Source organism: Catellatospora tritici (assembly GCF_019083965.1).
Lineage (GTDB): Bacteria > Actinomycetota > Actinomycetes > Mycobacteriales > Micromonosporaceae > Catellatospora > Catellatospora tritici.
Window position 1 is genome coordinate 220,874 of sequence record NZ_JAHRCY010000013.1, and the last position, 20,965, is coordinate 241,838.

The window sequence follows — 20,965 nt, forward strand, 5'->3', positions numbered from 1 at the left end:
TTCGCCCCGGCTGCCGCTAGCCTGGCCGGGACATGAGTATTCAGCGCCGGGTAGAGATGGTCATGGGTACGGCGATCAGCGTCGACCTCGCCGACGACGCCGAGTTCGAGGTCCTGTTCGAGGGCGCGGCGCAGGCGTTCGCGTGGTTCCGCGAGGTCGACGAACGGTTCAGCACGTACAAGGAGCACAGCGAGGTCAGTCGGCTGCGCCGCGGGGAGATCACGGCCGCGCAGGGGTCGGCCGACCTGCGGCAGGTGCTGGCGGCCTGCGCCGACCTGTGGAGCGAGACCGGCGGCTTCTTCGACGCGTCGGCCACCGGGCGGCTGGACCCGTCCGGCTACGTCAAGGGCTGGTCGGTGCAGGTCGCCTCGGACCGCCTCACCGCGGCGGGGCTGGTGAACCACTGCATCAACGCGGGCGGTGACGTGTGCGTACGCGGCCGTCCGGCACCGGACCGGTCCTGGCGCGTCGGCATCCAGCATCCCTGGGAGCGCGGGCGCCTGGCCTGGGTCCTGTCGGTCGGCGACGCGGCGGTGGCCACCTCGGGCACCTACGAGCGCGGCTTGCACGTGGTCGACCCGTTCACCGGGCAGCCCGCCGCCGCACTGCGCTCGGTCACCGTCGTCGGCACTGACCTGGGCTCGGCCGACGCGTACGCCACGGCGGCGTTCGCGATGGGCCGGGCCGGGATCGACTGGCTCGCGGCCCGCGCCGACCTCGAATGGGCCGTGATCGCCGAGGACGGCCAGGCCTACCGCTCGCCCGGCCTGCCACTGGCCGCCGACGACGCGACCCTGGACACCGAGTCTGGCCTCCACCGAGGCTGAGACCTCTCAGGCGACTCCCAGCCCGCGGTGAGCCGGACGTGAACCGGATCCCGCATCGTGGGGGGCATGAGCACGGTGGAGCAGACCATCACGGGCCCCGGCGGTGGCCGGGTCAGCGTCGCCGGGTCCGGTCGTGGCGACGTGTACGCCGTGGCCGCTGCCGGGCTCGCCGTGCTGAGCCTGCTGATCGTCACGCTGCTGTGGGCGGGCGGGGGCGGCCCCGGTGAGCTGGCCGATGGCGGCACCGTGGCCGCGGCGTCGGCCGGGCGGCTGACCGGGCTGCTGTCGGCCGACCTCCTGCTGCTGCAGGTGCTGCTGCTGGCCCGGATTCCGCTGGCGGAGCGGGCTTTCGGGCAGGACCGGTTGGCCCGCTGGCACCGCTGGGCCGGATTCGCCTCGTTCCACCTGCTGCTGGCGCACCTCATCCTGATCACGCTGGGCTACACCGGGACCGGCGCGGGCAGCCCGGTCGGGGTCTTCGTCGACCTGGTCGTGACGTACCCGGGCATGCTGCTCGCACTGGCGGGCACGCTGCTGCTGGTCCTGGTGGTGGTCACCTCGCTGCGGGCGGCGCGGCGGCGGCTGCGCTACGAGTCCTGGCACCTGCTGCACCTGTACGCGTACCTCGGCATCGGACTGGCGCTGCCGCACCAACTGTGGACCGGTGCCGAGTTCGTCTCCGCCCCGGCGGCCCGCGCCTACTGGTGGTCGCTGTATGCCCTCGCGGCGGCCGCGGTGCTGGTCTACCGGGTGGCGCTGCCACTGTGGCGCAGCCTCTACCACCGGCTGGAGGTGTCCCATGTGGTCGCCGAGGCGCCCGGCCTGGTCTCGGTCTACCTGCGCGGGCGCGGGCTGCGGCGGCTGCCGGTGCGCGCCGGGCAGTTCTTCCTGTGGCGGTTCCAGGACGGGCCCGGCTGGACCCGCGCCCACCCGTACTCGCTGTCCGGCCCGCCGCGCGGCGACCTGCTGCGGATCACGGTCAAGGACCTGGGCGACGGCAGCGCCCGCGCCGCGGCGCTGCGACCGGGCACCCGGGCCTACCTCGAGGGTCCATACGGGAGGCTGACCGGCGAGCACTACCGGGGCGGCCATGTCACCATGCTGGCCTGCGGCATCGGGATCACCCCGCTGCTGGCCCTGCTGTGGGAGCTGCCGTACCGGCCCGGCCAGGCGACCCTGGTCTACCGCGCCCGTGGCAGCGCCGACCTGGCTTTCCGCGCCGAGTTGGACTGGCTGGCCGAGCATCGCGGGGTACGCGTCGTCACGCTGCTGGGCCCGCGCGCCCGGCCGGGATCGTGGCTGCCGCAGGGTCACCCCGAACCGCCCGCCGAGGCGCTGCGCCGCCTCGTCCCCGACCTGCCGCTGCACGACGTGTATGTCTGCGGCCCCGACGACTGGACCGCGGCCGTGCGGGCCGCGGCCCGTGCGGCGGGCACCCCGGCCGAGCACGTGCACACCGAACGCTTCGCCTGGTGACCGGAGAGGACCGACGATGAGGCGCAACATTCTCTGGCTGCTGTCGACGCTCACCGGGCTGGTGCTGCTGCTGTCGTACCGGACCAGCACCATGGGCGCGGACCCCGGGGCGGCCGCGCACGCCGCCGCCCCGCCGACCGGCGACGGCTTCGACGGCTCCGTCGCGCACACCCGCTGGGGCGATGTGCAGGTGCGCATCACCGTCGACGGCGGCCGGATCACCGACGTCCAGGTGCTCACCCATCCCGACGGCAACCGCCGCGACCAGCAGATCAACGACTACGCCCTGCCGATCCTGCACGACGAGGCGATCGCGGCGCAGAGCGCCGACATCGACACGGTCTCTGGCGCCACCGTCACCAGCGACGGCTACCGCGAGTCGCTGCAGGCCGCGATCGACGCGGCGCACCTGTGAAATGCGCAGTCCCAGGTGCGGCGACGGCAGAAGTCGGATAATGATCGGGTGCGCCGCTGTGCAGTGACGACTCTGGTGGTCATGTCCCTGGCTGTCGTACCAGGTGTGTCCTGGGCGGCGCCTTCGCCGCCCAGCCCCAGGTGCGCGCCGTTCGGTCAGGCGTTCGAGCCGGGCCAGTTCACAGCTTCCGTACCGGTGACCAACACCTGGCTTCCGCTCACCCCCGGTGAACGCCGCGTCTACCAGGGCACGGCTCGCGACGACAACGGCAGTCCGCAGCAGCACACCATCATCTCGACCGTCACCACCCTGACCAAGACCGTCGACGGCGTGCGCACGGCGGTGCTCGTCGAGCAGGACATCCAGGCCGGGGAGCTCGACGAACAGGAGCTGGCGTTCTTCGCCCAGGACCGCGCCGGCAACGTGTGGGGCCTGGGGGAGTATCCCGAGGACTTCGAGAAGGGCAAGTTCGTCGGCGCCCCCGACACCTGGATCGCCGGAGTGGACGGCGCTCGGGCCGGAGTGGCCATGCCCGCCCGCCCGGACCAGGGCCTGACCGCCTACCAGCAGGGCGACGCCCCCGACATCGACTTCCTCGACTGCGCGCAGACGCTGCAGACCAATCAGCGGGTATGCCTGAAGACCGGCTGCGACGACCACGTCATGATCGTCGACGAGTGGAGCCCACTGGACGTCGACAGCGGACACCAGCGCAAGTACTACGCGCCGAACGTCGGCAACATCAAGGTGACCGCCGTCGGCGACCCCGAGGGGGAGACGCTGGCACTGGACTCCGTACAGATGCTGGACGCCAACGCCTTGGCCACGGTGAACGCCCAGGCCCGAGCGATGGACAAGCACGCGTACGAGGCGACCACCGTCTATTCGGGCACTCCTCCGGTCGAGTAGGGCACGCCCACCCGCTTTCCCTTAGGCATGCCTTGCCTATACGCTGCATCCTTAGGTTAGCCTTACCTAAGGAGAAATTGTGGAAGGCGCTGTTTCCGCGTACCTGCTGAGCCGGTCCACCGTGGACGGCTACGCCGCCGGTATCGATCAGGCGGCCCGGCTGCTCGCCGATCGGCTGCGTACCGTGCGGCAGCCGTACTCGGGCGCGACAGAGGAGCAGTTGCGCGCGGCGGTCGACGAGGTCGACCTGGACCGGCCACTCGCTGACGGCGACGCCGCCCTCCGCGAGGCCGCCCGGCTCTACCTCGACCACGCGGTCTGGTTCCACGAACCCCGCTACGTCGCCCACCTCAACTGCCCGGTGGCACTGCCCGCACTCAGCGCCGAGGTGCTGATCTCGGCCGTGAACTCCTCCCTGGACACCTGGGACCAGAGCACCGCGGGGACCCTCATCGAGCGACGCCTGATCGACTGGACCGCCGGTCGGATCGGCTTCGGTCCCGACGCCGACGGCGTGTTCACCAGCGGTGGCACCCAGTCCAACCTGCAGGGCCTGCTGCTGGCCCGGGAGGACCGGCTGGCCCGACAGGCGCAGGACCGGGTCGCCGCACTGCCGTCGCTGCGCGTGCTGACCAGCAGGAACAGTCACTTCAGCGTCGCCAAGTCGGCCGTGCTGCTGGGGCTGTCGCCCGACACCGTGGTCACCGTCGACACCGACCGTGCCGGCCGCCTCGACCCGGTCGACCTGCGCCGGCGGCTCGATGCGCTGGAGCGGGCCGAGCTGGTCCCGATGGCCGTCGTCGCCACCGTCGGCACCACCGACCTCGGGCTGGTCGACCCGGTCGGCGACATCGCCGCCGTCTGTCGCCCGCGCGGCGTCTGGCTGCACGTCGACGCCGCCTACGGCTGTGGCCTGCTGGTCTCCCGGCGCCGCCGCGGACTGCTCGACGGTATCGAGCAGTCCGACTCGGTGACCGTCGACTTCCACAAGAGCTTCTTCCAACCGGTCAGCTCCAGCGCGATCGTGGTCCGCCACGCGGACACGCTGCACCGCATCGCGGTGCATGCCGACTATCTCAACCCACGCGGCTCGGGCCTGCCCAACCAGGTCGACAAGAGCCTGCAGACCACCCGCCGCTTCGACGCGCTCAAACTCTGGCTCACCCTGCGCACCATGGGCGCCGACCAGCTCGGTGACCTGTTCGACCGAGTCGTCGATCTGGCCGCGCACGCCCACACCCTGCTGGTCGGCGAGGACGACTTCGAGGTCGCCGCCATCCCGACGCTGAGCACGGTGCTGTTTCGGTGGCGGCCGAGCTGGCTCGACCCCGAAGCCTGCGACGAGCTGCTGCCCCGGCTGCGCAGCCGTCTGTTCGCCCGCGGAGAGGCCATCGTCGCCGGAACCAGGCACGCCGGGCGCTACTGGCTCAAGTTCACGCTGCTCAATCCAAACACCACCGTCGTCGATCTGCGTGAGGTGATCGAGCTGGTCCGCGCCGCCGGGCAGGACCTGCTCGCCGGTGACCTGGCCGTGGCGCAGGTGCGCTGATGCGCGTACACGACTTCATCGCCGTCGGAGTGGGGCCGTTCAACCTCGGTCTGGCCTGCCTGAGCGCGCCGATCGACGGGCTCGACGCGGTGTTCCTGGAGCAGCGCGAGGAGTTCGACTGGCACCCCGGGCTCATGATCGAGGGCGCCACGGTGCAGGTGCCGTTTCTGGCCGATCTGGTCACCATGGCCGATCCGACCTCGCCGTACTCGTTCCTGAACTTCCTCAAGCAGGCTGGACGGCTCTACCCGTTCTACATCCGCGAGGACTTCTTCCCGCTGCGCGCCGAGTACAACGCCTACTGCCGCTGGGCCGCCGCGCAACTGCCGTCGATCCGGTTCGGACACCGCGTGGAGCGGGTCGAGCACGACGAAGCCACCGGCCACTACCTGGTTCGCGTACACCGCGCCGCCACCGGCGAGGTCGAGACGCTGCGCGCCCGCCACCTGGTGCTCGGCATCGGCACCGCCCCCTACCTTCCCCCGGCCGCCCGGGACCTGCCCGGCCCGGCCATCCACAGTGCCGACTACCTCGACCACCGCGACCGGCTGCGCGGCCTGCGGTCGATCACCATCGTCGGCAGCGGCCAGAGCGCCGCCGAGGTCTACCTCGACCTGCTCGAAGGCATCGACGACGGCGGCTACCAGCTGACCTGGTTCACCCGCTCGCCCCGGTTCCTGCCGATGGAGTACACCAAGCTCACCTTGGAGATGACCTCCCCTGAGTACATCCGCTACTTCCACGCCCTGCCCGAGCTGCGCCGCGACCAGCTGATGCGCGAGCAGCGCTCGCTGTACAAGGGCATCAGCGGTGACCTGGTCAACACGATCTTCACCACGCTCTACCGTAAGAGCGTCGGCGGCCCGGTGCCGACCACGCTGGTCACCGGAGTGGAGCTGGTCGGCACGTCGTGGCGGGAACAGCGGCGCCGCTACGAGTTGCGGCTGCACCACGCCGAACAGGACCGCCCCTTCCGGGCGGAGACCGAGGGGCTGATCCTGGCCACCGGCTACCGGCCGCGGCGGCCCTCGTTCCTGGAGCCGGTGCGCGAGCGCATCCGCTGGGACGGCCAGGGCCGCTACGCGGTCACCACCGGGTACGCCGTCGACCTCGCCGGCAGAGAGATCTTCGTGCAGAACGCCGAGGAGCACACGCACAGCATCACCGCTCCCGACCTGGGCATGGGCGCCTACCGCAACAGCGTCATCCTCGCCGCGATCCTCGGCCGCGAGGTGTACCCGATCGAGCGCACCATCGCGTTCCAGCACTTTGGAGCGCTACCGGACCTGGCTGTGCCGGGGCAGGAACCCGTCGCGGCGGGAGCGGGCCGATGACCGCGTACACCCGGCACTGCGCGCTGGGCGCCTTGACCGTCGAACCGCTGGATCTCGGCGCCCACCTGGACCTGCTGCACGGCTGGGTCACCCACCCCCGGTCGGTGTACTGGGGGCTGCTCGACGCCGACCACGACCGGGTCCGCGCCGAGTACGCCGCCATCGCCGCCGACCCGCACCACCAGGCCTGGCTCGGCCGTCTCGACGGCGTCCCGCTGTTCCTCACCGAGTCCTACGACCCGGCCCGCCACGAGCTGGCGCGGCACTACCCGGTCGCCTCGGGCGACGTCGGCATGCACCTGCTGGTCGCCCCTACCGACACCCCGCGCCACGGCACCACGTCGGCGGTGATGCGCACCGTCCTGGCGTTCCTGTTCGCCGACCCGGCCCACCAGCGCGTCGTCGTGGAACCCGATGTCCGCAACGACGCCATCGCGGTCAGGAACGCCGAGGTCGGTTTCGTCGTCGACCGGCTCGTCCAGCTGCCGGGCAAGACCGCCCGGCTCAGCTTCTGCACCCGTACCGCCTTCGCCGCCGCCACCACCCCGGAGCACTGATGGACACCCCCACCCCGCCCGCCCACCTCAACCCGCAGGCGATGGCGCACGCCCACCGGCGGCTGGTCGCCAAGGCGCTGGCCGAGTTCAGCCACGAGCGGCTGCTGATCCCGATCGCCGACGGCGATGACCATGTCGTGTACACCCGCGACAGCCAGTACCGCTTCCGGGCCCGCGAGCTGGCGCTGGCGCACTGGGCCATCGACCCCGCCTCGGTGGTACGCGTCAAGGACGGCGTCCCGGTCGACCTCGACGCCCTCGACCTGATCAGCGAGCTGGCCCAGCCGCTGGGCATCCCCCCGAAGCTGCTCGGCACCTACCTGGAGGAGATCAGCGCCACGCTGGCCGGCTACGCCTGGAAGCACCACCACCAGCGGCACACCACCGCCGAACTGGCCCACGCCGACTTCCAGACCATCGAATCGGCGATGACCGAGGGCCATCCCGGGTTCGTCGCCAACAGCGGCCGGATCGGGTTCGGGCTGGCCGACCTCGAGGCGTACAGTCCCGAGGCCGGCCAGCCGGTACGGCTGGTGTGGCTGGCCGTGCTGCGGGCCCACAGCACCTTCGCCGCGGGCGACGGCGTCGACGAGCACGAGCACTACCTGGCCGAGCTCGGCGCCGACACCCTCGCCGGGTTCGAGCGGATGCTGCGCGTGCTGGGCCTGGACCCGGCCGACTACCGGTACCTGCCGGTGCATCCCTGGCAGTGGGAGCACAAGCACGCGGTCGCGTTCGCCACCGAGGTGGCCCGTCGGGCGATCGTGCCGGTCGGGACCGGGCCCGACCGCTACCGCGCGCAGCAGTCGATCCGCACCTTCTTCAACGCCGACCGGCCCGAGCGGCACTACGTGAAGACCGCGCTGTCGATCCAGAACATGGGCTTCACCCGCGGGCTCTCCCCGGCGTACATGCGGGTCACTCCGGCGATCAACGATTGGGTCGCGAGCCTCGTCGCACAGGACCCGACGCTGCGCGGGTGCGGGTTCGAGGTGCTGCGGGAACTGGCGTCCATCGGGTACACCGGCGACGCCTACCACCGCGGCGGCGGGCCTGTCTCGGCATACCACCGGATGCTGGCGGCGCTGTGGCGCCAGAGCCCGGTGCCGCGCATCGAGCCCGGCCAGCGCCTGGCCAGCATGGCCAGCCTGCTGCACCGCGACCGCGACGGCAACGCCCTGGCCGCCGAGCTGATCCGCGCCTCCGGGCTGGCGGCCGGGCAGTGGGTGGCGGCCTATCTGCACGCCTACCTGCGCCCGATCGTGCACTGCCTGCTCGCCCACGACCTGGCGTTCATGCCGCACGGGGAGAACGTGATCCTCGTGCTCGACGGACACGTGCCGCGCCGGGTGTTCATGAAGGACATCGGCGAGGAGGTCGCGGTGATGAACGATCAGCCGCTGCCCGAGCCGGTGGAACGCATCCGCATCGGGGTCACCGACCGTATCAAGGAACTCGCCCTGTTCACTGACGTGTTCGACGGCTTCCTGCGCCACCTGGCCGCGATCCTCGACATCGACGGCGTTCTGCCCGAGCAGCGGTTCTGGGCGCTGGCCGCCGCCTGTGTACAGCGGCACGCCGATGAGCACCCGCAGCTGATCGGGCGCCTGGACCTGCGCCGCGCGGCGTTCGACCACTCCTGCCTGAACCGGTTGCAGCTTCGAAACACGCTGCAGATGGTCGACCTGACCGACCAGGCCGGATCACTGATCTTCGCGGGGCGGCTGGACAACCCGATCGCCGACGTACTGGCGGCGGTGTGACCGCGGTCGCGCCCGGCGTCTACCGCGACGCCTGGGGCATCCCGCACCTGTACGCCAACTCCGCCGACGAGCTGTCCTACCTGCAAGGACGCACGGCCGCGTACGACCGGGCGTGGCAGCTGGAGGTCGAGCGGTGGCGTGGCGAGGGCGTGCTCGCGGCTCGGCTGGGCGAGGTGGAACTGGGCTGGGACCGCTTCGCCCGCCGCGCCGGGCTCGACGCCACCGGACGGCGCTGCTTCGACCGGCTCGACGCCGACACCCGGCGCTGGCTCGGGGCGTACGTCGACGGCGTCAACGACGGTCTGGCCGCCGGGGCCGCACGGGCACCCGAGTTCGCCGCGGCCGCGACCGGTCCCGGCCGGTGGCGGCCCTGGTCGCCACTGAGCGTGTTCCTGGTGCAGCACATCCTGTTCGGCACGTTTCCCGACAAGCTGTGGCGCGCCCACGTACGCCGCACCCTCGGCCCGAACGGTCTGGCCCTGTTCGAGACCGAAGGGCCGGGCGGGTCGGGCAGCAACGCGTGGGCGGTCACCGGCGCGAGGTCCGGCACCGGTGCGCCGATGATCGCCGGGGACCCGCACCGGGTGCTCGAACTACCCGGCATCTACCAGCAGGTGCACCTGTCCTGCCCGGAGTTCGACATCGTGGGGCTGGCGTTCCCCGGCGTACCCGGCATCGCCCACTTCGGACACACCGGGCAGGTCGCCTGGGCGATCACCAACGCGATGGCCGACTACCAGGACCTGTATCGCGAGCAGCTGCGCCGCGACGGCGAGCAGATCCTGGTACGCGACCCGGACGGCTGGGTGCCCGCGTCAGTGCGCCTCGAACCGATCGAAGTGCGCGGCGGCCCTACCCGGCAGGTGGAGGTGATCGAGACGGCCCGGGGGCCGGTGATCGACGTCGACGCCCGTACCGGGGAGGGCGTCAGCCTGCGCACCCCGACGCTGGCAGGAGGCGATCTCGGGTTCGGGGCACTACCGGCGCTGCTGCGCGCCCGGACCGTCGTCGACGTCGAGCAGGCCATGGCCGGGTGGGTCGAGCCGGTGAACAGCGTGCTGGTCGCCGACACCACCGGCGCGGTACGGCGGCTGGCCGCGGGTCGCGTTCCCGTGCGTGACGAGCAGAACCGCCGCGGCCCGGTGCCCGGCTGGTCGCGGCGTCACGGGTGGCGCGACGGTTGGGCCGCCCTGCCCTCCGCCGGTCTCGTCGACGTCGCGGTGCACGCCAACGATCGCCGTCCCGGCGACGGAGCCGATCTGGGTTCGGTGTTCGCGCCACCGCACCGGGGCCGCCGCATTCGCGAACTCCTGGCCGCCGACCGGCCGGCTGAGGCGATCCACGCCGACGACCGGCTACCGGCCGACGCGCTGCGGGACCTGCTGCGGGCGATACCGCCGCAGGAGCTGGCCGGCCCGGCCCGGCGGCTGCGCGACCGGCTGCTGAGCTGGGACGGCCGGATGCGCGCGGACAGCACCGACGCCGGTGCGTTCGCGGCCTGGCGGGCCGCCCTGGCCCGGCGCCTGCACGACCACCCGGCGCTCGCGCCGCTGCTGGTCCCGACCGGCTTCGACGCCCTGTTCGCCCCGTGGACGGACCCGTGTGCCCGCATCGGCTACGCGCTCGACACCATCGTGACCAGGCTGCACCACCTCGGCGGCGACCCGGCGCCCGCGGCGGCCGCCGCGCTGGCCGAGGTGGCCGCAGACGCCGAGCGGCAGTGGGGGAGCACCCATGTCCTGAACCCGATCCGGGCGGCCGCCGACGCCGGGATCGACGCCGTGATCGCGGCGGCCTGTGGCACGGTCGCGTTGTCCGGCGACACCGACTGCGTGCTGTCCAACGCCAGCGTTCCGGGCGTCACCGACGCCTGCCGGCGCGGCCCGGTCGCCCGGTACGTCTGGAACCTGGCCGACCGTGACGCCAGCCGCTGGGTCGTGCCGTTCGGCGCCGACGGCGTGCCCGGCGCCCCCCACTTCGCCGACCAGTTGCCGCGCTGGGCGGTGGGCGAGCTGGTTCCCGTCGTCACCGACTTCACCCGCCTCCACCGACAGGAGCTGCCTTGACCACCGCCTACGAGGAGCACGTGCCGGGGACGGGGACGTTCTCGCTGGTCGCCGTCGACCCCGCGCGCGATGCGGAGCTGATGCACGGCTGGGTCACCCAGCCGGCCAACCGGTTCTGGGGCATGACCGACCACACGGTCGAGCAGGTACAGGAGATCTACGAGTTCGTCGACTCGCTGCCCCACCACTTCGCATACCTGATCCAGCTGAACGGGAACCCGATCGGCATCTTCCAGACGTACGAGCCCGCGCACGACCCGGTGGGGGAGTGCTATGCGGCCCTGCCGGGAGACATCGGGCTGCACCTGCTGCTGGCTCCCGGCGAGCACCGGGTGCCGAGGCTGACGCCTGCGGTCGTGCCGCTGCTGGTGCGGTTCGTGCTGCGCGACCCGGCAAAGGACCGGGTCGTGGTGGAGCCGGACGTGCGCAACCATCGGGCCGTACGCCGGATGGAGTTGCACGGGTTCGTTCCCGGACCGCAGATCGAGCTGCCGAACAAATGCGCCCAGCTGGCGTTCCTCACCCGGGACCGGTTCGAGGCGGTGCTCGGACCGGCGTCGTCATCCTGACGGCGACGGCTCCGCGGCCGGCACCGTCACGGCGGCGTCACCCGGTGGGTTCGCGGTCCGGGCGCGGCACCTACGTCGGGGTAGGGGTGTGCATGTCAGAGGCGCGGGGTTCAAGGGTGTCAGCAAGCTGGACGTGCGGGATTCGCCGGCCGGTGCTCGCCGGGGCGCGGCTGCTACCCGGCACGCTCGACGACCATCTCATTGAACGCGGGCTCGCCCTCGGTGCGGTGCGGTGCGGCCCTCCGGCGGTCGCGGAACCAGGTGCGCAGCACGTCGACGCCGAGAGCCGCGGCGAGCAGCACGAAGGTGGCCAACTCACCGATCGGGTCGACCAGCCGGGTCACGTCGGGGTAGGTCGGCGGGTGGTTGTCGCTGACGAAGCCGGGGACCGTCGGCAGGATCCACGAGATCGCGAGGAAGACCAGCAGTGCGGCGCCGGCCGAGGCGACCAGCGCGAGCCGCACGCGACGCCTGCGGTCGCCACGGGGTGAGAGCGCCGCCACCACGGGGCCGACCACGGCGGTGGCGCCCAGCGCCGTCGCGTCGCCGGTCGCGACCACCGGGACGGACAGCGCGAGCGCGGTCCACATCGCGGCTGTGGTGACCGCGGCCAGCGCGGCCGGCGCGACCATCCGGAGCGTCGGCGCCGACCGCCGGTCGGTGGCCCACAGCACGGCGGCCAGTTGCAGGACGATCAGGACAGTCCAGACCGCCTGCGGGAGCGGCCGGTGCGCCTGGGTCGCGACGGCCGCCGCCTCGGCGGCGAGAACGGCGAGCCCAGCGATGCGGGCGGACACGCGGATGGTCACAGCCAACCCTAACCTCGCGGCCGCCGCACACCACCCGCCGACCGGTGGACCAGAGCGGTTCCGTTGGAGTCGCCGGTGCCCGGGGTGGACACGGTTGCCTCACTTGCCTACCGTCGGCGGCCATGAGATCGCGAATAGTACTGACCAGTGCCGTCGCGGGGGCGGTGCTGCTCGCGGGCTGCTCCTTCGGGTGGAGAACCGGTGAGCAGGCCGGACCCGCGCCTGCCACCACGGAAGGCGCCGTCGCGACGGCTGAGGCCGTGGCCAAGCTGCGCCTGGGCAACAACTTCACCGAGATGAGCTTCCGGATGAATCTCGATCTCGGCGACCGGATGACCGCCGTCGCCTGGATGGACAACCCCCGCAAGCGGTTCGAGTCCTCGCTCAAGGCCTCCGGAGGGGTGACCGAGCTCCGGGTGATCGACGATGCCTGCTATCTGAACCTGGGCACGGGCGCGACGAGCAACGGTGAGCCCATCGGCTGGTTCCGCCTGGACCTCGAGCGGATCCCGGCCGACTTCAGGATCGACTTCACGCCCGGTCACAACGACCCGGGCGGCTCCGACCGCCTCATCGACGCGATCGTGTCCGCGCAGATCTCGGGTACGGAGATCGGCGGCACCATCGACTTGGCCAAGATCGGAGTCGGGTCCGGCGTCAGCGTGCCACCGCCCAAGGACGGTCAGTGGCCGGAGGAGGCGCACCGCCAGCCGTTCACCGCGAGCCTCGACGATCGCGGCTACCTGGTGCGGTTCGCGCTTTCGGTCAATGGCGCCGACGTGCTCCTGCGGTACGGCGACTTCTTCACGCCGGTGCAGGTCGAGCCGCCGCCCGGCGCGATCCCCGCGCCGGATCCGCTGTACTCGCTGCTCGGCGTGGTGCCGGCGTGACCAGGCAGGTCGCCTCGCCGACCTGAGGTACAGCGCAAAGAGGGGCCCCTTCTCGGCGGACGTTCGGTCGGGAAGGGGCCGCTGCGTGTCTCGAAGCCGGGTGGCGCGTGGGGCCGGAAGTGTGCCAGGATGGCCAACAGTTCTAGAACAGTTGGAGGAACTGTGGGAACCATCGCTGCTCAGAGCCTCGCAGTGCTACCGGCGGCCGGGCTGATGCCCGATCCGGGCAGCGCCGGTCGCTTTGGCGAGTACGGCGGGCGCTTCGTGCCCGAGTCGCTGATCCCGGCCTGCGCCGAGGTGGAGGAGGCGTTCCGGCAGGCGTGGGCCGACCCGGGCTTCCGTCAGGATCTGGACCGCCTGCTGTCGGTGTACGCGGGCCGCCCGACCGCCCTCACCCCGGCCTGGAGCCTGTCGGCCGAACTCGGCATCACCCTGCTGCTCAAGCGGGAGGATCTGGCGCACACCGGCTCCCACAAAATCAACAACGTGCTCGGGCAGGCGCTGCTGGCCCGGCGGATGGGCCGCAGCCGGCTGATCGCCGAGACCGGCGCGGGCCAGCACGGCGTCGCCACCGCCACCGCCGCCGCGCTGCTGGGCCTGTCCGCCACCGTGTTCATGGGCGAGAAGGACATGGCCCGGCAGGAGCTGAACGTGCACCGGATGCGCGTGCTCGGCGCCGAGGTCGTCCCGGTGACCAGCGGCAGCCGTACGCTCAAGGACGCCACCAGCGAGGCGATGCGCCACTGGGTGACCTGCGTCGACGAGGCGTACTACTGCCTCGGGTCGGTGATGGGGCCGCACCCCTATCCGTGGCTGGTGCGCGAGTTCCAGCGGGTCATCGGCACCGAGGCCAGAGCCCAGTGCGCCGTCGAGCTGCCCGCCGCGATCCCGGACTACGTGGTCGCGTGCGTCGGCGGCGGCTCCAACGCCGCGGGCACCTTCGCCGGATTCGCCGACACGACCGCGCAGCTCGTCGGGGTCGAGGCGGCCGGTGGCGCCGCGATCGCCGACGGGCGGGTGGCGGTGATGCACGGGCACCGCTCGTACGCCGTCCAGGACGAGCACGGGCAGATCCTGGAGGCGGAGTCGATCGCCGCCGGGCTGGACTACCCCGGCGTCGGGCCGGAGCACGCCCACCTGCACGACATCGGCCGCGCCCGCTACGTCACCGTCACCGACGACGAGGTGCTCGCCGCCGTACGCAGGCTGGCCCGTGCCGAGGGCATTCTGCCCGCGCTGGAGTCGGCGCACGCCGTGGCCTGGGTGATCCGCGCCGCCGAGAGCGGCGAGCTGCCACCGCACGCCACCGTGCTGCTCACCCTGTCCGGCCGGGGCGACAAGGACACCTCGACCCTGCTGGAGGTGGCTCGATGACCGCGACGATCGGCGGCACCGCACTCGAACCGTGGCTGCGGGAACGCCGCGACGCCGGACGCAAGCTGCTGGCGCCGTACCTGACCGCGGGCGTCTGCGACGGCTGGACCGACTATCTGCGCGCCTACGCCGACGCGGGCGCCGACGCGATCGAGATCGGGCTGCCGTTCTCCGAACCGGTGGTCGACGGGCCGACCGTGCAGGAGGCCTCCGACCGGGCGCTGCGCCGGGGCGCCAACGTGCGCGACATCCTCGCCGAGCTGCGGCAGGTGCGCCTGGACGTGCCGCTGGCGGTCATGACCTACTACCACCTGGTCCAGCGCGAGGGGGTCGAAGTGTTCTGCGCGAACCTCGCCGAGGCGGGGGTGCGCGGGCTGATCGTGCCGGACCTGCCGGTGGACGAGCTGGGCACGCTGGAGCGCGCCGCCGCGGCCGCCGGGGTGGACCTGGTGCTGGTGGCCGCGCCCAGCAGCACCCCGGCCCGGCTGCGGGAGATCGCGGCCCGCAGCCGCGGTTTCGTGTACGCGGTCAGCGTGATGGCCCCCACGGGTGTCCGCGCCGAACTCGCCGAGACGGCCGGGCGGCTCGCGTCCCAGTTGCAGCAGGTGACCGACCTGCCGGTGCTGCTCGGCTTCGGCATCGCCACCCCCGACCACGCCGTGGCCGGGGCGCGGACCGCCGACGGGGTCGCCGTCGGCTCGGCGCTGATGCGCGCCATCCTCGACGGGGCCACCCCGACGCAGGTCGGGGCGCTGGTGGCGCAGTTGCGCGACGCGCTGGACCGGGCGTACGCCTGAGCGGGGTGGCGGGGACGCGATACTGCTCGCGTCCCCGCACCTCGCTGACAGGAGCGCCCGCGCATGCCAGGTCCCCGCTACCGGGCCATCGCCGCCGACCTCGCCGACCGCATCCGCAAGGGCGAGTTCGCGCCGGGCACGGCCCTGCCCGCCCAGCGCGAGTTGGGCAGCAACTACGACGTGGCGCTGGCGACGGTGCGGCAGGCGCTGCAGGCCCTGGTCGACGACGGGCTGATCGTGGTCGAGGCCGGTCGGGGCACCTTCGTCGCGCCGACCCGCCCCGCGTACCGGCTGGACACCCTGCGCAGCTTCGTCGACGACCTGCGCGACCAGGGCCACGAGGTCTCCACCCGGGTCGTGTCCTGCTCGCTGCGGGCCATGCCCGCGTGGGTCACGGCGCTGTGGGGTGAGCGCGACGGCACTGCCAAGGCGCTGCGGCTGGAACGGGTCCGGCTGGTCGACGGGGCACCAGCCATCCACCAGGTCTCCTGGGTGGACCAGCCGTACGCCGACACCGTGCGGACCTGCGACTTCACGCGTACGGCGCTTTACGCGGCGTTGGCCGACGCCGGGATGCGGATAGCCTCGGCGGGCGAGCAGATCGCCGCCCAAGCGCTGCCCGCCGCCAGCGCGGCTGTGCTGGACCGTCCCGAGGGGGCACCGGTGCTGGTCAGCGAACGGGTGACCCGGACGGTCGCCGGGACGGTCGGCGTGGTCGACCGGGCGATCATCGCCGCTGAGCTGGCCATCCGCGCGCAGCGGACGGTGAACCAGGTGTCGGTCCAGTGGGGTGCCCCGGGCCGGGCCTAGCCCACGCGGTCGGTCAGGTCGCCGGAGTGGCTTCCCGGGCCAGGACGCCCAGGTAGCCGTTGGCGACGATCAGTTTTGCCCGGTCGGAGTAGAAGTCCGGGTCGTCGGGCAGCGTCGTGGCCAGCCCGTCGACGTAGCGGTTGAACATGCAGAACGCCGCCGCGATCAGCACCGTGTCGTGGATCTCCAGGTCGGTGGCGCCCTCGGCGCGGGCCACGGCGACCAGTTCGTCGGTCACCTCGCGGCCGCTGCGCTGGACCGCCGCCGCGATGCCCAGCAGCGCGCCCAGCTTCGCCGAGACCGGGGCGGCGGCCGCGTCGTCGCGCACCGACTCGACCAGGTCCATGCCCTCCGGTAACTGCGCCGCGGCGTAGGCGGCATGGGCGGAGTAGCAGTAGCGGCACTCGTTGAGCCCCGACACGTAGGCCGCGATCAGCTCGCGTTCGCCCCGGTCAGCGTGCTCGGTCCGCGGAGCAGCGCCTCGACGAGGCCGTTGAGCGGGACCGCCGTCTCGGGGCGGAAGCGGAACAGGCCCCGGATGCCCGGTTGGTCGGTCGGCAAGGTCACGTGCGGCATGGATATCCCCTGGTCGATGGGCACCGGGCCCACCACCGCGACGCCTCCCCGACCACCTTATCGACGATCGTCATTTCGTCAATCGGTCTGACGAGATCGAGCAGCCTGGCACTGGTGGCACCCATCACGCGGGACGGCAGCGATTGCGGCCCGCCAGTACGATGCCGCGCATGCTCCGACCACCCCGCTCGAGGTCCGCCGCCACGGCTGACTCGCCCATCGAGGCGGCCGAGGCCGGGTCGCGGCGGCGCACCTTCGCGGTGCGGGCCGCGTGGCTGGGCGGACCGCTGACGGCGATGACTGCCCTCACTGCTGTCAGCGGGACGGTCGGCCTGCCGCACGCGGTGCGCACGGGCCTCGTGGTGGTGGCCTTCGGCGGCGCGATCGTGCTGGTCGGCCACCTGTGCGGCCAGTGGGCCAACCGGGCGCTGCTGGTGGTCACGCTGGTCGCCGTCGGGCTCGGCGCTGTCGGCATCAGCTTCACCGCACCGCTGCTGGTGCTGCGAGCCCGCGGTGAGTCGATCACGGTGGTCGTGCGGTCTGAGGAGCGTGTCACCCCGTGGCTGTGGTCAGCGCGACGCCATCAACGGAACCGCCAATGGCGCTACGAGCTCGCCACTGCGGACGGACACCCGCTGCCCGGCGAGATCGTGCTCAGCGAGGACGAGTGGGACGTCTCCGACCGGGTCGTGGTCGTGTACGACCCGGCCGGGCAGGTCGAGCCACAGCCGCCAGACGCTCTTGACGACATCGACGCGGTGCTGGCGTTCTTCGCGGCGACGGCAGGTGCCGGGGTGCTGCTCGGGCTGGTCACCGTCGGGTGGGGGATGCGACCAGGCGCCGAGGCGCGCCTGCGCGCGGCGCGGGCCGAGCGGGCGACCCGGTCGAAGCGCCGCGCAGCCCGGACGTGGTTCCGGCCGCTCGGCCGGACCCGGCGCATCCTCGGCCGGGCCTGGCTCGCGTTCGGGCTGGCGGTCCTCGGCGCTGGGATCGCGGGCGTCCGCTGGGGCGCCGGCGACCACTCGGGCGCCTCGGGCGCGGTGGTGGGAGGCTGGTTCGGCGTGGTCCTCGGCCTGCTCACCGTGCTGCTGAGCCGCGGCCCCGCGTTCGGCCGCGACACCCGCACGCGCTAGCCGCCAGCGCCAGCGCCGACGCGGTCGTTGTGTGCGGTTTCGGGAAAACTGCACGAATCGGAGCCTTGATTCCTGCGGTTTCCCCGAAACTGCAGCCACTCGGCGGGCGCTCTAGGGTGGGGGCATGATCTTTCGGGAGGGGACGCGGGCGGATCTGCCCGCCGTCATCGGGTTGCTCGCCGATGACGTGCTCGGCAAGGCCCGCGACTTCGCCGAGGTCGACGACGCGTACGAGCGTGCTTTCGCCGCGATCGACGCCGATCCCCGCAACCAACTCATCGTCGCCGACGACGCGGGTGAGATCGTCGGCTGCTTCCAGATCACCTACATCCCGGGCCTGGGGCGCCACGGTGCCGAGCGGTCGCTGATCGAGGCGGTGCGGGTGCGCTCGGACCGGCGCGGCCAGGGCCTCGGCGCGCTGATGATGCGGTGGGCGATCGACCAGGCCCGCGCTCGCGGCTGCGCCATGGTGCAGCTCACCACCGACAAGTCCCGCCACGACGCGCACCGCTTCTACGAGCGCCTCGGCTTCGTCGCCAGCCACGAGGGGATGAAGCTCAGTCTGAACTGATCGGCACCGGCTCACCTGCTACTCCACGCCTCGACGGGGGCGGGAGTCAGCCGTCCATCCGGCGCAGGTGTCTGGCCAGGGGCGACCACAGGCTCAGCTGCATCACCGCCAGCACGGTCGCGAACGGGAGCAGGGTCCAGGTGCCGGTAGTCTGCGCGAGTGTTCCGGCCAGCCAGGGCAGGGTCGCGCCGCCGACCGTGGTCAGGCCGTTGGTGATGCCGATGGCGGTGGGTACCAGCCGCTGCTGGGTCAGCCGGGGCATGATCGCCATGGTGGTGGGGAAGATCGGGCCGAGGAAGAACCCGAGCACGGCCATGCCCGCCGCGGCCGCCGCCGGCTGCGGCACGGCCCAGATGAGCAGGCAGGCGGCGGCGGTGCCGCCGAGGCACGCGTACGCCATGGCGGCGGTGCCCAGTCGCAGTCGCCCCGCGATCGGGCTGATCAGGAAGCGGCCCAGGGTGAGACCGAGCCAGTAGCCGCTGACGGCGTACCCGGCGAGCAGGTCGGACAGGGCGCGTTCGGTGCGCAGGAAGCTGTAGCCCCAGCTGCCGACACTGATCTCCAGGCCGACGTACACGGCGAGGAACATCGCGGCGACGATGACGCGAGGCTGCCGGACGGTGGCGGACAGCAGGCCGGGTCCGGGGGCATCGGGCTGGTGGTGTTCGGGGCGGGGCGTGCGGGGAAGGGCGCGCAGGAAGCCGACGAGCAGTGGCAGGCAGATGAGGGCCTGCACCGCCCATACCGCGGGCCAGCTGGTGCGGGTGAGCATCCACGCGGCCAGCAGCGGGCCGAGCAGGGCGCCGACGCCGAAGAAGGCGTGCAGGCGGTTGATGCGGTCGGTCGCTTGGGGCAGGTCGGCGAGGTGGGTGTTGAGCGCCGCTTCGAGCAGGCCGGTGCCGACCCCGGCCAGCAGGGCGACGGCCACGAACGCGGTTAGCGGCGGGCGGGTCGCGGTGTAGACCGCGGCGGCGGCGAAGGCGGTGGTCCCGGTGAGCAGGCTCGCGCGTACGCCGTACCGGTGGATCAGCGTCCCGGCCCCGGTCGCCCCCAGCAGGAACCCCGCACCCGAGGTGAAGAACGTCAAGCCGATGGTGGCCTTGTCCACGCCGTAGTCGGCGATGTGTGCGGGCAGCAGCACCCCGCCCACCCCGGAGCTGATCCCGACCAGCAGGAACGCCGCGTACGCCAGCAGCACCGAAGCTTGGGCGCTCGGACGTGCGAGTGCGGGCGCCGCCTGCTCAGCCACGGGGGGCGCAGGCACTGTCACGGATCACCAGTTCGGTGGCCAGCTCGACGCGCGGGCTCTCGATCTTCTCACGCTGGGCCAGCCGCAGCACGGTACGGGCAGCGAGCAGACCCATCTCGGCCAGCGGCTGCCGGACCGTGGTCAGTGGCGGCGAGCACCAGCGGACCTCGGGCAGGTCGTCGAAGCCGACGATGCTTATGTCGTCGCCGACCCGCAGGCCCTTGCGGCGCACCGCCTCGTAGACGCCCAGCGCCATCTGGTCGCTCGCGGCGAAGATCGCGGTCGGTGGTTCGGCCAGCTCCAGCAGCTGGGTGCCGCCGGTGTACCCGGCCTCGTGGTAGAAGTTGCCCGGGTAGATCAGCTTGTCGTCGGCCGGAATTCCGGCGGCTTCGAGGGCGGTGCGGTAGCCGTCGAGGCGGGCGCGGCTGCACAGCAGCTGCGGCGGCCCGGCGATGAACCCGATCCGGCGATGGCCGAGGTTGACCAGGTATTCCGTGGCACGCAGGGCGCCGTTCCAGTTGGTGGCGCCGATCGTGGGCGCCTCCTGCGGCGGCACTCCGGCCGGGTCGACGATGACGACGGGGATGTTGAGGCGACGCAGTTCCGCCTGCAGCGGCGGCTCCAGAGTGGACGTCACGAAGATGACGCCCTCGGTGGAACGCGAACGCATGTTGTCCAGCCACTGCTTGGCCGAGGAGGCGCGGCGATGGATGGCGGAGACCACCGTGCCGACCCCGGCGGCGTGCGCCACGTCCTCGACGCCTCGGATGATCTCGACGGCCCAGGGGCTGTCCAGGTCGTTGAAGACGAGGTCGATCAGGCCGGAGGTGCTGCGGACAGAGGTGGTGCGACGCTGGTAGCCGTGCCGGTTGAGCAGCTCCTCGACCCGTTGGCGGGTGGTGGGGGAGACGTCGGTGCGGCCGTTGATCACCCGGGAGACGGTGGGCACGGAGACGCCTGCCTCGCGTGCGATCGCCGCGATGGTGACCTTGCGGTTTTCGTCCACTCGGGAGTGCTCCTTCGGTGCTTGGGTGCGGCCGCCGGACGGGTGGCCAGGACGGGGAGGGCGCGGGTGGCCCTCCCCGGCGATGCGGGGGTCCGGGTGACCTTGAAAGGTACCCTGCGGTCGGATCGGGTCAGCCCTTGACGCTGCCCGCGAGGCCGCCGACCAGTTGCCGTTCGGCGATGGCGTAGAAGCCGAGGGCGGGGACCATGGACAGGATGACGTAGGCGAGTACTCGTGCGGTGTCGTCGGCGTATTGGCCTTGGAAGGCTTGGACGCCGACGGGCA

General features: G+C 72.3%; 21 protein-coding genes. 16 read left to right on the forward strand and 5 right to left on the reverse strand.

Annotation, left to right across the window (positions count from 1 at the left end; genetic code table 11):
• The first annotated feature begins 62 nt into the window (after nt 1-62).
• The 10 genes from KUA19_RS27640 to KUA19_RS27685 all read left to right on the forward strand — a co-directional run bounded on the left by KUA19_RS27640 (nt 63) and on the right by KUA19_RS27685 (nt 11,465).
• Nucleotides 63-827 carry an FAD:protein FMN transferase gene (locus KUA19_RS27640; RefSeq protein ID WP_217400664.1) on the forward strand — a complete coding sequence of 255 codons (765 nt, stop codon included), beginning with the start codon at nt 63-65 and terminating at the stop codon, nt 825-827.
• Nucleotides 828-893: 66 nt separating this feature from the next.
• Nucleotides 894-2,303 (forward strand): ferredoxin reductase family protein, encoded by a 1,410-nt coding sequence (locus KUA19_RS27645; protein WP_217400589.1) that lies wholly within the window; start codon nt 894-896, stop codon nt 2,301-2,303.
• A 16-nt stretch (nt 2,304-2,319) separates the two neighbouring features.
• The gene (locus KUA19_RS27650) at nt 2,320-2,718 is read left to right on the forward strand and encodes an FMN-binding protein (protein ID WP_217400591.1); all 399 of its coding nucleotides are present in this window, start codon (nt 2,320-2,322) and stop codon (nt 2,716-2,718) included.
• A 195-nt stretch (nt 2,719-2,913) separates the two neighbouring features.
• Complete coding sequence (locus KUA19_RS27655; RefSeq protein ID WP_217400593.1) at nt 2,914-3,627, forward strand: hypothetical protein; 714 nt, start codon at nt 2,914-2,916, stop codon at nt 3,625-3,627.
• 79 nt (nt 3,628-3,706) lie between these two features.
• Complete coding sequence (locus KUA19_RS27660; protein ID WP_217400595.1) at nt 3,707-5,176, forward strand: pyridoxal phosphate-dependent decarboxylase family protein; 1,470 nt, start codon at nt 3,707-3,709, stop codon at nt 5,174-5,176.
• Nucleotides 5,176-6,510 (forward strand): lysine N(6)-hydroxylase/L-ornithine N(5)-oxygenase family protein, encoded by a 1,335-nt coding sequence (locus KUA19_RS27665; RefSeq protein ID WP_217400597.1) that lies wholly within the window; start codon nt 5,176-5,178, stop codon nt 6,508-6,510. Before KUA19_RS27660 ends, KUA19_RS27665 begins: the two co-directional genes overlap by 1 nt.
• Complete coding sequence (locus KUA19_RS27670) at nt 6,507-7,067, forward strand: GNAT family N-acetyltransferase (protein WP_217400599.1); 561 nt, start codon at nt 6,507-6,509, stop codon at nt 7,065-7,067. The genes KUA19_RS27665 and KUA19_RS27670 overlap by 4 nt, the downstream gene beginning before the upstream one ends.
• Nucleotides 7,067-8,830, forward strand: a complete 1,764-nt coding sequence (locus tag KUA19_RS27675) for an IucA/IucC family protein (protein ID WP_217400601.1) — start codon at nt 7,067-7,069, stop codon at nt 8,828-8,830. The genes KUA19_RS27670 and KUA19_RS27675 overlap by 1 nt, the downstream gene beginning before the upstream one ends.
• Nucleotides 8,827-10,896: a penicillin acylase family protein gene (locus KUA19_RS27680; protein WP_217400604.1), complete on the forward strand. Its 2,070-nt coding sequence runs from the start codon at nt 8,827-8,829 to the stop codon at nt 10,894-10,896. Before KUA19_RS27675 ends, KUA19_RS27680 begins: the two co-directional genes overlap by 4 nt.
• Nucleotides 10,893-11,465, forward strand: a complete 573-nt coding sequence (locus KUA19_RS27685) for a GNAT family N-acetyltransferase (RefSeq protein ID WP_217400606.1) — start codon at nt 10,893-10,895, stop codon at nt 11,463-11,465. Before KUA19_RS27680 ends, KUA19_RS27685 begins: the two co-directional genes overlap by 4 nt.
• A gap of 173 nt (nt 11,466-11,638) precedes the next feature.
• Here the strand turns inward: KUA19_RS27685 and KUA19_RS27690 are convergent, their stop codons facing one another.
• Nucleotides 11,639-12,274 (reverse strand): hypothetical protein, encoded by a 636-nt coding sequence (locus tag KUA19_RS27690; protein WP_217400608.1) that lies wholly within the window; start codon nt 12,272-12,274, stop codon nt 11,639-11,641.
• Between the two features lie 122 nt (nt 12,275-12,396).
• Here KUA19_RS27690 and KUA19_RS27695 point away from each other — a divergent pair, with 122 nt between their 5' ends.
• From KUA19_RS27695 to KUA19_RS27710, 4 genes are all read left to right on the forward strand, one after another.
• On the forward strand, nt 12,397-13,164 hold the full coding sequence (locus KUA19_RS27695; protein WP_217400610.1) for a hypothetical protein: 768 nt from the start codon (nt 12,397-12,399) through the stop codon (nt 13,162-13,164).
• Between the two features lie 213 nt (nt 13,165-13,377).
• The gene (trpB, locus tag KUA19_RS27700; protein ID WP_254550242.1) at nt 13,378-14,538 is read left to right on the forward strand and encodes a tryptophan synthase subunit beta; all 1,161 of its coding nucleotides are present in this window, start codon (nt 13,378-13,380) and stop codon (nt 14,536-14,538) included.
• Nucleotides 14,535-15,335, forward strand: a complete 801-nt coding sequence (gene trpA, locus KUA19_RS27705; RefSeq protein ID WP_217400614.1) for a tryptophan synthase subunit alpha — start codon at nt 14,535-14,537, stop codon at nt 15,333-15,335. The genes trpB and trpA overlap by 4 nt, the downstream gene beginning before the upstream one ends.
• Nucleotides 15,336-15,398: 63 nt before the next feature.
• Nucleotides 15,399-16,145 (forward strand): GntR family transcriptional regulator, encoded by a 747-nt coding sequence (locus KUA19_RS27710; RefSeq protein WP_217400616.1) that lies wholly within the window; start codon nt 15,399-15,401, stop codon nt 16,143-16,145.
• A 13-nt stretch (nt 16,146-16,158) separates the two neighbouring features.
• Here the strand turns inward: KUA19_RS27710 and KUA19_RS27715 are convergent, their stop codons facing one another.
• A complete protein-coding gene (locus KUA19_RS27715; RefSeq protein ID WP_254550197.1) occupies nt 16,159-16,566 on the reverse strand; it encodes a carboxymuconolactone decarboxylase family protein in 408 nt (135 codons plus the stop codon).
• An 11-nt stretch (nt 16,567-16,577) separates the two neighbouring features.
• On the reverse strand, nt 16,578-16,721 hold the full coding sequence (locus tag KUA19_RS45250; protein ID WP_254550198.1) for a hypothetical protein: 144 nt from the start codon (nt 16,719-16,721) through the stop codon (nt 16,578-16,580).
• Between the two features lie 170 nt (nt 16,722-16,891).
• On the opposite strand from KUA19_RS45250, the gene KUA19_RS27720 reads away from it, so the two are divergent.
• Together KUA19_RS27720 and KUA19_RS27725 are read left to right on the forward strand one after the other, a co-directional pair.
• The gene (locus KUA19_RS27720) at nt 16,892-17,854 is read left to right on the forward strand and encodes a hypothetical protein (RefSeq protein ID WP_217400618.1); all 963 of its coding nucleotides are present in this window, start codon (nt 16,892-16,894) and stop codon (nt 17,852-17,854) included.
• Nucleotides 17,855-17,978: 124 nt separating this feature from the next.
• On the forward strand, nt 17,979-18,425 hold the full coding sequence (locus tag KUA19_RS27725; protein ID WP_217400620.1) for a GNAT family N-acetyltransferase: 447 nt from the start codon (nt 17,979-17,981) through the stop codon (nt 18,423-18,425).
• 46 nt (nt 18,426-18,471) lie between these two features.
• Here the strand turns inward: KUA19_RS27725 and KUA19_RS27730 are convergent, their stop codons facing one another.
• A complete protein-coding gene (locus tag KUA19_RS27730; protein ID WP_217400622.1) occupies nt 18,472-19,674 on the reverse strand; it encodes an MFS transporter in 1,203 nt (400 codons plus the stop codon).
• Entirely contained in the window at nt 19,667-20,680 is a 1,014-nt protein-coding gene (locus KUA19_RS27735; protein ID WP_217400625.1) for a LacI family DNA-binding transcriptional regulator, read from the reverse strand. Before KUA19_RS27735 ends, KUA19_RS27730 begins: the two co-directional genes overlap by 8 nt.
• Nucleotides 20,681-20,965: the final 285 nt, after the last annotated feature.

Bases quoted from the DNA above. Each gene is read 5' to 3' on its own strand.
- KUA19_RS27640 (WP_217400664.1), top strand. From the start codon at position 63: ATGGGTACGGCGATCAGCGTCGACCTCGCCGACGACGCCGAGTTCGAG.
- KUA19_RS27645 (WP_217400589.1), top strand. From the start codon at position 894: ATGAGCACGGTGGAGCAGACCATCACGGGCCCCGGCGGTGGCCGGGTC.
- KUA19_RS27650 (WP_217400591.1), top strand. From the start codon at position 2,320: ATGAGGCGCAACATTCTCTGGCTGCTGTCGACGCTCACCGGGCTGGTG.
- KUA19_RS27665 (WP_217400597.1), top strand. From the start codon at position 5,176: ATGCGCGTACACGACTTCATCGCCGTCGGAGTGGGGCCGTTCAACCTC.
- KUA19_RS27670 (WP_217400599.1), top strand. From the start codon at position 6,507: ATGACCGCGTACACCCGGCACTGCGCGCTGGGCGCCTTGACCGTCGAA.
- KUA19_RS27675 (WP_217400601.1), top strand. From the start codon at position 7,067: ATGGACACCCCCACCCCGCCCGCCCACCTCAACCCGCAGGCGATGGCG.
- KUA19_RS27695 (WP_217400610.1), top strand. From the start codon at position 12,397: ATGAGATCGCGAATAGTACTGACCAGTGCCGTCGCGGGGGCGGTGCTG.
- trpB (WP_254550242.1), top strand. From the start codon at position 13,378: ATGCCCGATCCGGGCAGCGCCGGTCGCTTTGGCGAGTACGGCGGGCGC.
- trpA (WP_217400614.1), top strand. From the start codon at position 14,535: ATGACCGCGACGATCGGCGGCACCGCACTCGAACCGTGGCTGCGGGAA.
- KUA19_RS27710 (WP_217400616.1), top strand. From the start codon at position 15,399: ATGCCAGGTCCCCGCTACCGGGCCATCGCCGCCGACCTCGCCGACCGC.
- KUA19_RS45250 (WP_254550198.1), bottom strand. From the start codon at position 16,721: ATGCCGCACGTGACCTTGCCGACCGACCAACCGGGCATCCGGGGCCTG.
- KUA19_RS27720 (WP_217400618.1), top strand. From the start codon at position 16,892: ATGCTCCGACCACCCCGCTCGAGGTCCGCCGCCACGGCTGACTCGCCC.
- KUA19_RS27725 (WP_217400620.1), top strand. From the start codon at position 17,979: ATGATCTTTCGGGAGGGGACGCGGGCGGATCTGCCCGCCGTCATCGGG.